Source organism: Bacillus sp. 3255 (assembly GCF_031456485.1).
GTDB lineage: Bacteria > Bacillota > Bacilli > Paenibacillales > NBRC-103111 > Paenibacillus_E.
On sequence record NZ_JAVDUS010000008.1, the window covers coordinates 129,852 to 143,998 of the forward strand.

Below are 14,147 nucleotides of genomic sequence, written 5' to 3' on the forward strand. Positions count from 1 at the left end.
TAGATACATAGATGGAGGGAGGAATCCGTATGAAACGGCCTGGTACGCAATCCGCCACTGAGAAGAACCTGCTTTTCAAGCAAGTATACGCGCACATAACGGCTAGAATCGATCGGGGCGAATGGAGAGCGCATGACAAGCTCCCTTCCGTCCGGGTTCTCGCCCAAGAGCTTCAGGTACACAGGCTGACTGTATTTCGGGCTTATCAGCTGCTAAAGCAATCGAACAGGGCTTATGTGAAAGAAAAGTCAGGTTACTATGTAAGTCCGAACGTAACGAAGGAAGGAACGGAATGGGCGGATCATGCCGGTCCGGGCTCCGGGAGCAGCCCCCTCCCGATCTCATCCCCTCTGCATAACGCCCTCTCGGACATTCAGCAAGTTCCTGTCTCTTACCAATTCTCGCAAGCGTTGATCGACCCTAATCTGCTCCCGAATCTGTTTCTATCCGAGCATGTGAAGCAGGTGTTCGATATTTATCCCAAACTGATGGGCACTTACTCCGGCGCACAAGGGGATGAGGAGCTTCGTGAGTACCTATGCCGCTATATGGCCAAACAACATGGCCTGCAGCTGACGACAGACGAAATGCTCATCACAACGGGCGGCCAGCAGGCTATCGATTTGCTTGCAAGGATCTATCTCCGGCCTATGGATCCCGTCTTGGTAGAGAGGCCCACGTACAGTGCAGCACTTGATATCTTCAGGCAGCAAGGAGCCCGGCTCCTACCCGTGGAAATCACGCGGGACGGTTACGATCTGGATCAGGTCGAGCATCTGATGAAGCAGTTCAAGCCGCGGCTGTTCTATATGAATCCAACCTTTCATAATCCGACGGGGTATACCGTTCCTGCGCCGCAGCGCAAGCGGCTGGTTGAGCTTGCCGAGCGGCATCGCTGCCTGCTGATTGAGGACGATGCGATTCACGAGATGTACCTGAAGGAGCCTCCTCCTCAGCCGTTCTTCGCTTATGATACCGAGGGCTGGGTTATTTACTTGCGGAGCTTCAGCAAATATATCGCGCCTGGTCTGCGCATCTGTGCCGTAATGGGCAGACCCATGGCGCTCAAGCCGCTAATCACGGCCAAGTCGTTAGCTGACAACGGTACGCCGCTGGTCAACCAGAAGATGTTCCTGCATTATTTCCAATCCGATCGCATGCAGCAGCATTTGGAGAAGCTGCGCATCGCTCTGCAGATTCGGAAAGAAATCGCCGAAGAGGAGCTGCGCCGGACCGGGTGGAACTGGACGAGTCCCAAAGGCGGCTTCAATTTATGGCTGCAGCTCCCGCCGCAGGTTCCCGTACAGGAGCTGCTGGAAGAGTGCTTGCGGCAGTCCGTCTCTTTCATTCCCGGCGTCATTTGCGATCCTCTTAAGCAGATGTCGTCCTGTATCCGCTTGAGCTACTCCTTCGTGAATGAGAACCGCCTCCGTGAAGGGATTAGGCGGTTAATCGATATAGCTGAGCGGCTCCCCTGAACACTCACTCGCGGCCTTAAGAGAATAGCTGCCAGCCGTCGATTAGAATTGCCAACTGGGGGTTACACTAACCGTACGAACCATATAGCTTTCTACTCTCATTATTAGGGGCTTGTTCTGCGTGATACTCATTACTAATTTACTCTTTTTGGCTGCGGCACTTGCGACAGGTGCTCGTAAAGAATGGCAGAAGTATTATGATGTGATGCTTTTTGTGTCGCTCTGCAATCTGCTATATAACTTCTTGTGCTATGATTATATGATCTGGGCGTTTCATCCTGATTTCCTGCTGAGTCATAAGACCGCCGATCTGTTAAATACATTCATTTTGCTGCCGAGCGCCGTGCTTCTCTATCTTCATTTCTATCCTGCCGCTGCGCTCAGCAAAAGGATCTACTACTTTATCTGGGTCGCAGGGTTCTCGACCATTGAATTCATTTGGCACGCGTTTGGCCGCATTGCTTATGAGCATGGATGGAACATCTACTGGTCAATCGCCTTCTATTTCACCATGTTCGGCACGATCCGGCTGCTCCATACGAGGCGTAAGGCCGGCTTGCTGGTTTCTTTGATAAGCGTTGTCTTTCTAGTCATTTACTATCGCGTCCCTCTTACAGGCAAATAAAAAAGCTGTTCCCGTCGGGTCCTAAGACCTCATCCGGAACAGCTTATTTCATTTCATAACCTAAGCTTTCACTTTCGCTTTAATCTCTTCCAGCGGTTTGTGATTGCCGTATTTCGGATACTCGCGCGTAGAAGGAGCAGCCCAATGAACGGCATTGGAGATCACGCGGCGAATTTGCTCGTTATAGTACGTACGGTAGGTTTCATGACCAGGGCGGAAATAGAAGATCTTCCCGTTCCCGCGGTTAAACGTGCAGCCGCTGCGGAACACTTCTCCGCCTTCGAACCAGGACACCATGATCAGCTCATCCGGCTGTGGGATATCGAAGTGCTCGCCGTACATTTCCTCAGCTTCAAGGTCAATATACTCCCCGATGCCTTCTACGATCGGATGGCCCGGCGCCACGACCCAAATGCGCTCTTTCTCGTCCGCTTCACGCCATTTGAGGTCGCAGGATGTGCCCATCAGCTTCTTGAACACTTTGGAGAAGTGTCCGGAATGCAGCACGATAAGCCCCATGCCTTGCCATACGCGCTTCTGAACGCGCTCTACAATTTCGTCCTGCACGTCGCCATGCGCTTTATGTCCCCACCAAATCAGAACGTCCGTATGATTCAAAACCTCTTCCGTCAGGCCGTGCTCAGGCTCATCCAAGGTTGCATAAGTGACAGCGACATCCCCGCTGATTCCTTCGCCGATCGCAGTATGAATGCCGTCCGGGTAGGCAGCGCGTACGATTTCACTTTCTTTCTCATGACGAAACTCATTCCAAACCGTAACTCTCAGCTTCTGACTCATCATCTATTCCCTCCAAGAAATCGTATTCATTCTTAATTCTGAGTATAGTCAGTCCTTGCCGGGAATGAAAGACAAGATTGTGCTTAGTTATTATGCAATAGTGTCCTTTCCGGTTAAACAATGCTATACTTTTGGTTGATAAATCTTATTTCCATGCACGTTCTACATATTCAAAAATGTCCTTACCTAGCGAGGTCTACATATCCATGGAACCTGTAACCACTTCTTTCACCGAAATTATTAATGAAGAAGTCATCTATCAGAATCCGCTGCTGTTCCTGAAAATCTGGGAGCTCAGCTTCGACTCTTCGCAGTTCGGGCCTCCCAGCCCCTGGAGCTGGCATTCGCACAAGCAGGTGGAGTTTCTGGTCGTCACGGAAGGCCTGCTCGGCATCCAAACCAAGCATGAGCATACGGTGCTTTCGCCTGGCGACGTCATGGTTCTGGGCTCGTCCCAACCGCACCGGACCTACAAATATTCCGCCGGACCTCTACGGCAGATCGTGTTCCAAATCGATCTCAAGCAGCATTTTGACCTCAGTACGATGCCCTATCTGCACTGCTTCTCCGAGCTCACGCATCCGCTGGAGGAGTTCAACGAGCTGTTCCGTACCCATACGGACGTGAAACAGGCCGCTTATGAGCTGATCAATCAGATTTATGAAGAGTCGCAATCACGTAAGATCGGCTACGAGCTCGCCATCAGTGCGGCGGTCAAAAATCTGCTCCTGCTCCTGCTGCGCAGCGATAACCGCAACCTGTCCGCGCATGCCGACGAGTCCGGGATCGCCCGCCTGCGGCCGGCGCTTGACTACATCGATCGGCATCTCAGCCAGCGAATTACCGTGGAAGACGTCTGCACCCTGCTCAATCTGAGCTATCATTACTTTATAAAGTATTTCAAAAAAGTGATGGGGATATCCTTCGTGGATTACGTCAATTACAAACGCATCAAAAAAGCCGAGCGTCTCCTTCTGACAGGCGACCTCAGCATGATGGATGTCAGCTTCGAAGTGGGCATTCTGAATATGGCCCAGTTCTACAAGCTGTTCAAGCGGCATAATCAATGCTCGCCCAAAGAATTCAAACAGCGCATGCGCAGCCAGGCAGGGGCGCCGCCCCTGCTCGCGCAAGCGGATTAATCCGTCAGCCGGGCAAGAAGCCCTCCTGACTGACGAGCACACGCTCCTGCGGGAAATGCCGCAGGAGCTGTTCGTGCACGCGCTTGAACGCGTCCGGACCGTACCAGTCCGGCAGCCCCAGCGCGTCGTAGATGGCGCGCACGCCGATGCGCGCCGTGCGGCGGCCTCCGCTGCCGTCGCCCATGAAGTAATCGTCGATGCACACCCGCTCGACGATGCCCACCAGCCGCTCGGCGAAATGCTCCGAGCTCGGCAGCACCGGCGCTATCGCGGCCTGCACGGGTATGCCGCGTGCGGCCAGCTCGCGCAGCGCCGCCAGCCGCGCCGGGATCGGCGGCGCGGACGGAGCGAACGCCCGGCGGATGTCCTCGCGGTCCGTCTCCACCGTCATGCTGACCCGGACCCGGCAGCCGAGCGCCTGCAGCAGATCCGCGTCCCGCTTCACCAGCGGGCTGCGGGTTTGGACGAACACGAAGTCCGGCGGCTCCGCGATCATCGCTTCCAGGAGCGAGCGGGTAAGCCGCTCTTGATACTCCAGGGGCTGATAAGGGTCCGTCGCCGAGGACATGAAGATGGTCACAGGTCCCCGGCGCTTCGCCTTGGCCAGCTCCTTCGCCAGCAAGGCCGCCGCATTCTCCTTCACATCGACCCACGAGCCCCATGCTTCGCTGCGAAACAAAGCCACCGGCATCTGCCGCACATAACAATAAGAACAGGCAAACGCGCAGCCGGTGTACGGATTTAACGTATGTGTATAACCCTCTAGGAAGCCGCTTGCTTTCGTGAGCAGCCCTTTGGCCGTCTTGCGGTTAACCTCGATCTGCAGAATAGACGCCCCCTTTTTCCAAACGAAGCAGCCTGTCCTTATTCGCCACACCTCCGCGATAGCCGGTCAAAGCGCCGTTCTTCCCGACGACACGGTGGCACGGGACAACGATGAGCACCGGGTTGGCGCCAATGGCTGTGCCTACGGCCCGAACCGCGCTTGCCTTATCGAGCTGCCGGGCGATCTCCGTATAACTGGCCGTCCGCCCGTGCGGGATGCGGTGAAGCTCCCGCCATACCGCCTGCTGAAAGGCCGTCCCGCGCAGCGCGACCGGCAGCGTGAACGTCTCGCGCATCCCCTGCAGATACTCCTCCAACTGCTGTGTGTAAGGGGCTAGCATGGCCTGATCTTGGATCCATTGATAATTCGGGAAATGGCGCTGTCCCCATGTGGATAAATCCCGCCAAGCTTCCTCGCTCACCGCCCCTTCCTCCGCCGCTCCCTCATGAAATTGCAGATAGACAAGTCCTTCGTCCGTTGCCGCCATCACGAACCCGCTATCCGCCAGTCGTACACTGCCCCAATAGATCGATTTCAAAGCGGGTCCGGCTTCTTTCGTTTGCATATGGGAACCTCCTCGGTTATGTTTAAATAGCAGCCGTTTGACGATACTCCGTTGGGGTGAGTCCGGTTTTCTTCTGAAATAACGTGGCGAAGTGCGCCGCGTTCCCAATCCCTACCCGGCCGCCGACCATACTCACCGGCATTTCCGTTTCCAGGAGAAGCCGCTTGGCGGCGTCCACTCGCGTCTGCTGCAAATAAGTTAACGGCGTAACGCCTTTCACTCTCTTGAACGTTCTCTGCAAATGATAAATGCTGGCGTAGAAATGATCCGCCAAGACGGCGAGCGTAATCGGCTCGGCATAGAACTCGGCTATATAACCGGCGATGAGATCCGTCCACTCTTCGTCCGGCAGCCGCATGCCGTCGGGCCTGCATCTTTTGCATGGACGGAAGTTCTCGGCGGCTGCGGCCTGCCGATTGCCAAAGATACGCACATGCTCCCGCTTCGGCACCCGCGATTTGCAGGAAGGCCTGCAGAAGATGCCCGTTGTCGTAACCGCATAATAAAATGTGCCGTCATAAGCCGCATCATTGGATACAATCGCTTGCCAATATCGTTCTTGCATAGCTCCCGCTCCTCTTCCGCACCTTGATGTTTACAAACTCAGTATACCCAAACGAATTCGCTCTTGTAAGGGCTGCGAGATGAGAAAGCAAGATTACGAAAACCGCTTTCGGCGATAATAGCGGAAGGGAAGCCCCCATCACCTATAATAGGAGACATATACGATGCCGTCATATCAGCCAGGAACACTGCCATGGTGCGAGCAGACAAGCACGCTTACTTTGCCGCTACCTGCTATTTTCAATTACGAGCACAATCTCGGATACTTAAGCCGTTCTACCAATGAGTGTCTATTCCATGTGGATAACTCCGATATTTACAAGCTCCTCCCCGTTGGGGATAACCTCGTGCTGATCGCTGTCAACAGTCCGGATAATAAGGAGCTGCACATTCGCATCTTGTCCGGTCCGGAGGACCTCTCAAGCCCGCTCCTGCATGAGGCGATAGCCCGCTATGTGTGGGGGTGGTTCGACCTTGAGACCGACCTGGCGCCATTCTACGAGCTGGCGGGCGGCGATCCGCTCCTCAGCCGGGTCACGCAGGACTTCTACGGGCTGCGCCTGCTCGGCATCCCCGATTTGTTCGAAGCGATGAGCTGGGGCATTATCGGGCAGCAGATCAATCTAACCTTTGCTTATACGCTCAAAAGGCGTCTTGTTGAAGCATACGGCACGCCGCTTACCTGGCAGGACCGGACATACTGGGCGTTCCCCGCGCCGGGACGGATTGCCGGACTGGCCCCCGAGGCTTTGACCGCTCTTCAATTCACGGGGAAGAAAGCCGAGTACTTGATCGGCATCGCCCGCCTGATGGCGGAAGGCACCTTGAACTTAGAAGCTCTGCTGGAGCGAGGCGATTATGGAGCTATGGAGCAAGAGCTGCTGAGCATCCGGGGCATCGGCCCTTGGACGGCCAATTATGTGCTCATGCGCTGCCTGCGCAATCCCGCCGCTTTCCCCATTGCGGACGTCGGCCTGCACAACGCGCTTAAGCATGTGCTGGGCTTGGAGGCCAAACCGACCCTGCCGGAGATTCGCCGGCTGGCCGGGGGATGGAAAGGCTGGGAGGCCTACGCTACATTTTACCTATGGCGTGTTCTATACTAGCCCTTAGAAGGAGCGACGATCACCGTGAAATTTCTGGGATTAATCGAACAGTTATTCGCACAATACGGGTATTTGGTTCTGCTGCTCGGACTGCCGCTGGACGTCATTGCACTCCCGATCCCGCCGGGAAACACGACCATGACCTATACCGGGTATTTGGCCTATAAAGGGGTGCTCCGATGGGCGCCGGCTATGGCGGCGGCATGGGTCGGATCGATCGTCGGGATGACGATCACGTATTGGATCGGATATAAGCTGGGGACACCGATCATCGAGCGATTCGGCAAGCTGCTGTTTCTGAAGCCAAGCCATCTGGAGAAAACGCGCAAATATTACGAGAAATACGGCAACAAACTGCTGCTGTTCAGCTTCTTTCTGCCCGGGATCCGGCAGTTTATTTTCTACTTCGTAGGCATTATACGCATTCCGTACCGTATTTTTGCGGTATACGCTTTTACGGGATCAGCCCTATGGGTAATCGTTTTTTTCGGGATCGGGTATGTGTTCGGAGATCAGTGGCATGCCATATTCGTATGGGTCGAGCAGTTCATAATGTATGCGATGATCGGTTTATGCGCCGTGCTGGCGGGGGTTCTTTTGTTCAAATGGCGGAAACGGTTCATATGAGGGTTATAAAAAAAAGGTTGCCTCTTTGGTCTTGTCAGATCGAGAGAGGCAACCTTTTTATATGGAGCGGTTACACTGATGGGGCGGTTACGTTGATGGCGTGGCCGTTGGGGCTGGGGCCGGCGTACCCGGTTGGCCCGGCTTACCTTTGAACTTAAAGCCTTCATGGCCCGGCTTCGCTTGCGGCGCGCCGCCTTTGCGTTCGACGAAGCTTTTGAGCTCGTCGGTTAAATTGTCCTTCAGCTTAGCGATCAGCTGATCTTCGGTGATGCCCTCCTCTTGGGCAATCTCGGCAAGCGACTTGCCGGCTTTGCGCTGCGTGTTCAATTCTTCTTCGGAAACGCCTAGAATCTCTGCAATTTCCTTGGAGCTGCCGAAGAATCCGCCGCCGTAAGGTGCTGGCGCGGAATGGCCGAAGCTCATCACTTGCGGCTTCATCTCGATGACTTTCTTCAAGCGGTCAGCGAGACCTGCTTTCATTTTGTCCGCTTGTTCTTGCTTGATTTTCCCGCTGCTGAGCGCAACGTCAATTTTTTTCGTTTCGGCTTCCGTTAGTTTCGTCAAGAGCGCCTCTTCCGTCAGATTCGCTTTCTCCTGGGCAATTTGGACGATCGTTTTGCCTTGTTTGATCTCCTCTTTCAGCACAGTTGGGTCAATGCCCAAGATAGCAGCGAAATCCATTGCGCCGCCTTTGTTGCCGAATTCGAATCCGCCCTTGACCGGTCCGCGGCCGTGGTCTTGGAAGCCGTGGCCATGGAAGTCTTTGGAACCGCGGAAATCTTGGCGCTCTTTCCCTTTGTCTTTCTGCGGCGCAGGTGTGGCCGTACCGCTTGTTTCGTCCGCGAATACCAGGTTATGCTGAAGCGCGAGGCCGCCGCCAATAAGCAATCCAGCTGCGAGCGTGCCGACCAACACTTTCTTAGGAATAAGCTTCATCGTTGAACTCCACCTTTTTCATGAAATGGACTATTTTCCTTCAGTATAAAGGGTAATTGTGAAGGAAATTTGAAGCGCTTCATCCATTTCGCAAAAAAATCGGTTATTCCGCTTTCTTCTCCTTCGTCATCAGCACAAAGCTGAGTATAGCCCCGATTTCCATGCAGGCAATGATGATGCCGAGCGGAACCGCCGTATGGCTGCCGCCCAGTCCCACTACAGGCGCAATCAAGCCCCCGATGATGAACGAGAGCAGGCCGAGCAATGCGGCGGCGCTGCCTGCCGTCTCCCCTTGCTTCTGCAGCGCCAGGGATGTCGTCGCTACGGATACCGGGCCGACGCTGGATACGATGAAGAAGAAGGCGATCAGAATAGCCGGCAGCCCCGCGCCCAGCAGCGTCGCGATAAGCAGCAGCAGGCCGCCGAACGCGGCCATGGCCAGCCCTCCGGCGAGCAGACGGGGGTCGCTCACTTTGCCGGCGAGTCGGCCTGTCACCTGCCCGGCGATGATGACGCCCAGCCCGTTGACGGCGAAGCAGACGGAGAACATTTGCGGCGATACGCCGAAAATGTCCTGCAGCACGAACGGCGAGCCGGAGATGTAAGCGAACATGCCGGCGAAGACGAGCCCTTGCGTCAGTGCGTAGCCCATGAACAGCCGGTCAGTGAGCAGGCTGCGGAATGTGCGGAGCGTATTGCCGAGTCCGCCCTTGGAGCGGCGCTCCGGCGGATGCGTCTCTTGCAGCCCCCATGTGGCGGCTGCAAGCATCAGCAGGCCGATGGCGCCGAGGACGAGAAATACGCCGCGCCACGAGGTGAACTGCAGAATCTGCCCCCCGGCTATCGGCGCCAGAATGGGTGCAGCCCCGTTCACCAGCATGAGCAGGGCGAAGAACTTCGTCAGCTCTACCCCCTCATACAGATCGCGGACGATCGCCCGTGAAATGACGATGCCGGCCGCACCTGCGAGTCCCTGCACAAAGCGCAGGCCGAGCAGCACTCCGATGGACGGCGCGAACATGCAGAGCACGGACGAGACCGCGTACAGCACGAGCCCGATCAGCAGCGGCGTCCTTCTTCCCCGCACATCGCTCGCCGCCCCTGCAATGAGCTGGCCGATGGACATGCCGAGCATGCAGGCCGTGAGGCTCATTTGGGCCAGCGAAGTGCTGGTGTGAAGATCGCCGGCCAGGTCCGGCAGCGCCGGCAGGTACATATCCAGCGAGAGCGGCCCGAAGGACGCGAGCGCTCCGAGCACGAGCACCATCCATAACCGGCCGCTGCGCCCTTTGGCGAGCCCGGCTTGGGAGGCCATTCGATTAGACATAAGAATCACAAATTTTCATTTTAGTGTAGTTCATATAAGCTATCACTGCGGTGAATTTTTGTCTAGATATTAGGCAGATTAACGCGACGAAGCACATCCCTTCAGGCTGCGTATGGCCCCCCCCCCTCCTCCTGAATCTATATGAAAATTCATATAGATTTCCCTCAAAAAAGGGCAAAGTCGATAATTCTATTCGAAAATATCACACATTTTGGCCTTTAGCCGCCATCCGGGTTTTTTCTATTCGAAAAATAGACAAAAGAGCCCCTAACAACCAACGGTTGTTAGAGGCTCCCTCGGCCCGCTTCATCCAGCAGCCTCGCTGCCTAAAGGACCGACTACTTCGTCACGCGAACCGTCACCTTCTCGCTAGAGGTAACGCCCCCCGCATTGACCAGCTCGCTGCGGTACTCGTACACGCCAACGCCACGGCCCGTTATCGCCGTAACCGCGTTTTGCGCGCCAGGCGTAGCCGCCGTTAGCGCCTGCGTGTCGATCAGCACGCCGTTCTCATACAGGCGGTACTCGGTGGCGTTCGTCCCCCACCACATGTTCATGCTCACCTTGTAGCTGCCGTCGCCGTCCCAGTTGTCCTGGGACAATACCGGCTTGCCCGGTGCGGCATCCGTTACCTTCACGACCAGCGGAGAGCTGGTTGTCGTGCCGAAAGAATTCGTAAGCTCACTCGTATACGTATAAGTGCCGTTCGCTTTGCCTTTCACTTCCACTTTGGCCGTTTGTGCGGCCGGCGATGCGTCAGTCAACGTTTGCGTATGAATGAGCACGCCATTCTCGTACAGCTTGAACACGGTACCGTTATTGCCCCACCACATATTCATCGTCACCGTGTAGTTGCCGTCTTTCAATCCAGTCGCATGTCCGCTGTTATCGGACAGCACCGGCTTGCCGGGTACTCCGGCGGACAACGGCTTCACCACCGTGATTGTCACGGCGTTCGTTTGCACGGTCACTCCATTCAAAGTAACAGCAGCCGTAAGTGCCGCCGAACCTTCCGCCACCGCGCTCACTTTGCCCTGGGCATCGACCGTCGCTACAGCCCCGTTGCTAGTGCTGTACACGACGGCAGCCCCGCTCAAATCCGCAGGCGCTCCATTGCTTAACGTGCCGGCCACATGCGCGGACGTCGTATCGCCCGGTTTCAGCGAATTCGCGTCAACAGCCAGCGTCGCTTGGTTTAGCTTGACTTGCGTCTTCACTTGAAACGGCACAGCCGCTGTCACCATGTTCCCTGCCGCATCAGTTACACGGTACTCTACCGTGTGGGTGCCTACAGCCAAGCTGCCGGCCGCAAGCGTCTGACCGCTGCGAATAGCTGCTCCGTCAAGCGTCAATGCCTCCTCTGCCACACCGGACAGAGCATCTGTGCTCGCCAATACGAAAGTCAACGCATCCGCTTCCGTTACATCCCCTACTGCATGACCGGATTGTGTCAGCACGGCTGCCGGAGCCGTTTTGTCCAGCTTCACGACCAGCGTTTTCGGAGTTTCCGCATTCCCCGCCGCATCCGTGGAGAAGTAGCCGAGCTCATTCGCTCCCTCTGCCTGAATGACCACCGGCGCCTCATAGGCTGCAGCAGTCCCGCCATTCACGCTGTATTGCGTCGTAACGGCACCTGCACGATCGTCCGCCGCCGTCAAAGTAACCGTAACATCATCTTTATACCAGCCTGCACCGTTCGGCTCGCCCGACAGCACAGCCGTTGTCACAGGCGCTGTGGTGTCCGCAGCAGCCGTAAAGTCGCTCAGCCCTCTTGGCTTCAATTGAAATACGCCTTTGAAAATCGCAGCGACACCGCGGATATTCACCGTTTGGCCCGCTTGATACGGGAATGAAGTCAAGGTCAGACCTGTCCGCCCATCTACGCGGATATGGTTGCTCACATCCCCTTTGACCGCATCGAATTCAAAAGATCCCGCCGGCGTCGCACTGATGATGTTCGTCACCGTTACATCGCTAAGCTCGACCAGCTGCCCCTGATTATCGTTGGTAACCGCCGTCACCGGCACAGGCACCGGAAGCGCCGATACGCCGGTCTTGGCAATCGCCACCGGGTCGGCCAGCTCCAGCTCCGTATTAAATACCGCCGTGGAAGCCGTTATTTTCACCTTATCTCCTTGATGGAAGCCGCTTTGGCTCTGGAACACATAAATACCGGCGGATTCATCCTGCAGGTAAAAAGCTTGACCGCCGAACGCACCCGGCTCCGTCGTCACAACGCCCTCCACCGTCACCAAAGTGCCGGTTGATTGACCGCGGGCTTCCGAGATGGATATCTGCTCCGGAATCGGGTTCTCCTCTCCCGGCAGCGGCTCGGCCGGAACGTCGCCTAGAGTAACCGTCTCCGTTTTCAAATTCGTAGAACCTTGACGCAGGCGCAAATTCGCCGATCCTGCCGTTCCCGCCTTCACGCGAACCGTCAAGTCCTTGGACGCATGCCCGTTGATATCCGAGGTCACGGAGAATGAAGTACTGTAGCCGTAAGCCGTCGGCCATGTGCCGTCCGCATTCTGGACCTGTCCAACCTGGGTTCCCCCGGCCAAATAAATCCCTACATTCAAACCCGAGACGGTCGTAGACGGAGGCAAATTATCCACGGCCACCCGCAGTGGGAATTCCACCGCATTCGGCAGCGTCGCCTGGTGTACGAAGCTGTACGCTGCGCTAGCCGTCGCCGCAGGTCCGCCATAAGAGCCCGGTTTGAACGTGCTGCGGTCATACCATTTGTAACCGGCATTCGGCGCAGCCCAAGGCTCGGGCTGCGGCTCCGTGGAGGCAGCCGGCGCTTCGAACGGAAGCAGCGCTGTCGGCTGATCCAACTGCATGCCGCTCACTTCGGAGAAGCTCGTATAGGTTTCTTTCTTCGCCAGCCAATTCACCATATTGACGAGCAGGACGCCGTCGTCCACTTCTTTGAAGCCGTCATACGTCGTCTTCTTCGCGCCCGTATCCTCGCGCAAATATTTCGGCGTCGCATCCTCAACCGGCGAAGAGTCGCCGATGAAGCCGGCCTTCCCTGCGCCTGCTTTCGCTATGGCGACAAACGGGCCTTCGGCCACGCCGCCGCCGTTATATACCCCTTGATCGACCGCATTCGCCCATGCTTCGTTCGTTTGCGGCAAATATACGATCCCTTTGGCCTTGGCAGGATCGATGATAGCCAGTGTGGAGCCCGCATGCATGGCTACACTGGATACCCCCGCCGTAATGCCGAACGATTGCTCCGGCGCAACGATCTGGTTCGCGTTGATATCGCCGAGCGCGTTATAGCGGAACCTCAGGCCGAACTGCGTGGCCAGCCAATCGGAGCTGGCGACGTCCTGCATCGCCGACGATGAGGCTTCTTCCGCGCTCATGCCGCTGGCCGGGTTCGTCCACGCGCCACGGCGGTAGCCGTTAAACACCTCGGAACCGTCCCAGCGGTTCTTATTTCGATCGGCATTGTAATGATCGCCGATGAAGAAAATACTGCCGCCGCCCTGTACATACTGCGCCAGGGCATCTTGTTCGCTAGTCTTGTAAGGAACATTGGACTCCGCAACGACGAAAACGTCGTAACCGCTCAAATCGCTGAGTGTGATCGGTGTTGTTTTGCGCAGCTCCTTGACATAATAACCGTCGTTCGCTAATGCATTAGCAAAATCGGAGAACGCTCCGTCGATAACCCAATCCGCCGCTCCGGCCGTTTGTTCGTGGGTGTTGTCGAAGAGCACTTTCTTCCCTGCGTTTTCATTGACCACCTTCGCTTCGATGAAAGGTGCCGGATCCGCCGGCCCTTCCGCCATGACCGCCTGCCAACTGCTCGTCGCCAGCACTTGCAAAGGCAGCGCTACCGTCAAGGCTAATGCGACTTTTAACGCTTTTGCTTTCCACCCTGCTTTCCTACGCATAACAATTCCTCCTTAGCTTTTCTAAGACAAGACAAGCTGTATGCCGCCCCTTATTTTACCATGGTTCAAATCGGTACAGTGCATTTTTTTTGTAAAGATAAGGGAATTTGTGCAAGCCTACAAAGGTAATCGTTTTTTTGTCGATGTGCTCGAGTTGGCAAACCGTCAGTAAGTTGACTTCCGTTCGCAAAACTTCACTCTTAGCACAAGTATAAGCTCACGAATATCACCTTAATTTAGATATA

At 55.8% G+C, this 14,147-nt stretch carries 12 protein-coding genes; 5 read left to right on the plus strand and 7 right to left on the minus strand.

From position 1 onward, the window contains the following. The first annotated feature begins 29 nt into the window (after positions 1-29). Together J2X61_RS14205 and J2X61_RS14210 are read left to right on the plus strand one after the other, a co-directional pair. Positions 30-1,478 (plus strand): aminotransferase-like domain-containing protein, encoded by a 1,449-nt coding sequence (locus J2X61_RS14205; RefSeq protein ID WP_310188475.1) that lies wholly within the window; start codon positions 30-32, stop codon positions 1,476-1,478. Between the two features lie 121 nt (positions 1,479-1,599). Then, positions 1,600-2,103 carry a CBO0543 family protein gene (locus J2X61_RS14210; protein WP_274467245.1) on the plus strand — a complete coding sequence of 168 codons (504 nt, stop codon included), beginning with the start codon at positions 1,600-1,602 and terminating at the stop codon, positions 2,101-2,103. A 60-nt stretch (positions 2,104-2,163) separates the two neighbouring features. On the opposite strand, the gene J2X61_RS14215 is transcribed toward J2X61_RS14210, so the two are convergent. Next, on the minus strand, positions 2,164-2,901 hold the full coding sequence (locus J2X61_RS14215; RefSeq protein ID WP_274467503.1) for a ThuA domain-containing protein: 738 nt from the start codon (positions 2,899-2,901) through the stop codon (positions 2,164-2,166). Positions 2,902-3,107: 206 nt separating this feature from the next. On the opposite strand from J2X61_RS14215, the gene J2X61_RS14220 reads away from it, so the two are divergent. Next, entirely contained in the window at positions 3,108-4,043 is a 936-nt protein-coding gene (locus tag J2X61_RS14220; protein ID WP_274467246.1) for a helix-turn-helix domain-containing protein, read from the plus strand. A 4-nt stretch (positions 4,044-4,047) separates the two neighbouring features. On the opposite strand, the gene J2X61_RS14225 is transcribed toward J2X61_RS14220, so the two are convergent. The 3 genes from J2X61_RS14225 to J2X61_RS14235 are packed head-to-tail and all read right to left on the minus strand — an operon-like array spanning position 4,048 to position 5,999. Beyond that, positions 4,048-4,869 (minus strand): SPL family radical SAM protein, encoded by an 822-nt coding sequence (locus tag J2X61_RS14225; protein ID WP_310188678.1) that lies wholly within the window; start codon positions 4,867-4,869, stop codon positions 4,048-4,050. After that, complete coding sequence (locus J2X61_RS14230) at positions 4,853-5,434, minus strand: methylated-DNA--[protein]-cysteine S-methyltransferase (protein ID WP_310188477.1); 582 nt, start codon at positions 5,432-5,434, stop codon at positions 4,853-4,855. Before J2X61_RS14230 ends, J2X61_RS14225 begins: the two co-directional genes overlap by 17 nt. Before the next feature lie 22 nt (positions 5,435-5,456). Beyond that, positions 5,457-5,999, minus strand: coding sequence for a bifunctional transcriptional activator/DNA repair enzyme AdaA (locus J2X61_RS14235; protein ID WP_310188479.1), 543 nt, complete (start codon positions 5,997-5,999; stop codon positions 5,457-5,459). Positions 6,000-6,162: 163 nt separating this feature from the next. On the opposite strand from J2X61_RS14235, the gene J2X61_RS14240 reads away from it, so the two are divergent. Then, positions 6,163-7,104 carry a DNA-3-methyladenine glycosylase family protein gene (locus J2X61_RS14240; RefSeq protein WP_310188480.1) on the plus strand — a complete coding sequence of 314 codons (942 nt, stop codon included), beginning with the start codon at positions 6,163-6,165 and terminating at the stop codon, positions 7,102-7,104. Between the two features lie 24 nt (positions 7,105-7,128). Then, entirely contained in the window at positions 7,129-7,731 is a 603-nt protein-coding gene (locus J2X61_RS14245; protein WP_274467251.1) for a DedA family protein, read from the plus strand. A gap of 87 nt (positions 7,732-7,818) precedes the next feature. Here J2X61_RS14245 and J2X61_RS14250 read toward each other — a convergent pair whose 3' ends face one another. The 3 genes from J2X61_RS14250 to J2X61_RS14260 all read right to left on the minus strand — a co-directional run bounded on the left by J2X61_RS14250 (position 7,819) and on the right by J2X61_RS14260 (position 13,902). Next, positions 7,819-8,667: a hypothetical protein gene (locus J2X61_RS14250; RefSeq protein WP_310188482.1), complete on the minus strand. Its 849-nt coding sequence runs from the start codon at positions 8,665-8,667 to the stop codon at positions 7,819-7,821. A gap of 103 nt (positions 8,668-8,770) precedes the next feature. Then, positions 8,771-9,994, minus strand: coding sequence for a multidrug effflux MFS transporter (locus J2X61_RS14255; RefSeq protein WP_310188680.1), 1,224 nt, complete (start codon positions 9,992-9,994; stop codon positions 8,771-8,773). A gap of 338 nt (positions 9,995-10,332) precedes the next feature. Continuing rightward, entirely contained in the window at positions 10,333-13,902 is a 3,570-nt protein-coding gene (locus J2X61_RS14260) for an OmpL47-type beta-barrel domain-containing protein (protein WP_310188485.1), read from the minus strand. Between the last annotated feature and the right edge of the window lie 245 nt (positions 13,903-14,147).

Excerpts from the sequence above, each read along its gene's own strand:
- J2X61_RS14205 (WP_310188475.1), top strand. The coding sequence starts at position 30 with ATGAAACGGCCTGGTACGCAATCCGCCACTGAGAAGAACCTGCTTTTC.
- J2X61_RS14215 (WP_274467503.1), bottom strand. The coding sequence starts at position 2,901 with ATGAGTCAGAAGCTGAGAGTTACGGTTTGGAATGAGTTTCGTCATGAG.
- J2X61_RS14220 (WP_274467246.1), top strand. The coding sequence starts at position 3,108 with ATGGAACCTGTAACCACTTCTTTCACCGAAATTATTAATGAAGAAGTC.
- J2X61_RS14230 (WP_310188477.1), bottom strand. The coding sequence starts at position 5,434 with ATGCAAACGAAAGAAGCCGGACCCGCTTTGAAATCGATCTATTGGGGC.
- J2X61_RS14235 (WP_310188479.1), bottom strand. The coding sequence starts at position 5,999 with ATGCAAGAACGATATTGGCAAGCGATTGTATCCAATGATGCGGCTTAT.
- J2X61_RS14240 (WP_310188480.1), top strand. The coding sequence starts at position 6,163 with ATGCCGTCATATCAGCCAGGAACACTGCCATGGTGCGAGCAGACAAGC.
- J2X61_RS14250 (WP_310188482.1), bottom strand. The coding sequence starts at position 8,667 with ATGAAGCTTATTCCTAAGAAAGTGTTGGTCGGCACGCTCGCAGCTGGA.
- J2X61_RS14255 (WP_310188680.1), bottom strand. The coding sequence starts at position 9,994 with ATGTCTAATCGAATGGCCTCCCAAGCCGGGCTCGCCAAAGGGCGCAGC.
- J2X61_RS14260 (WP_310188485.1), bottom strand. The coding sequence starts at position 13,902 with ATGCGTAGGAAAGCAGGGTGGAAAGCAAAAGCGTTAAAAGTCGCATTA.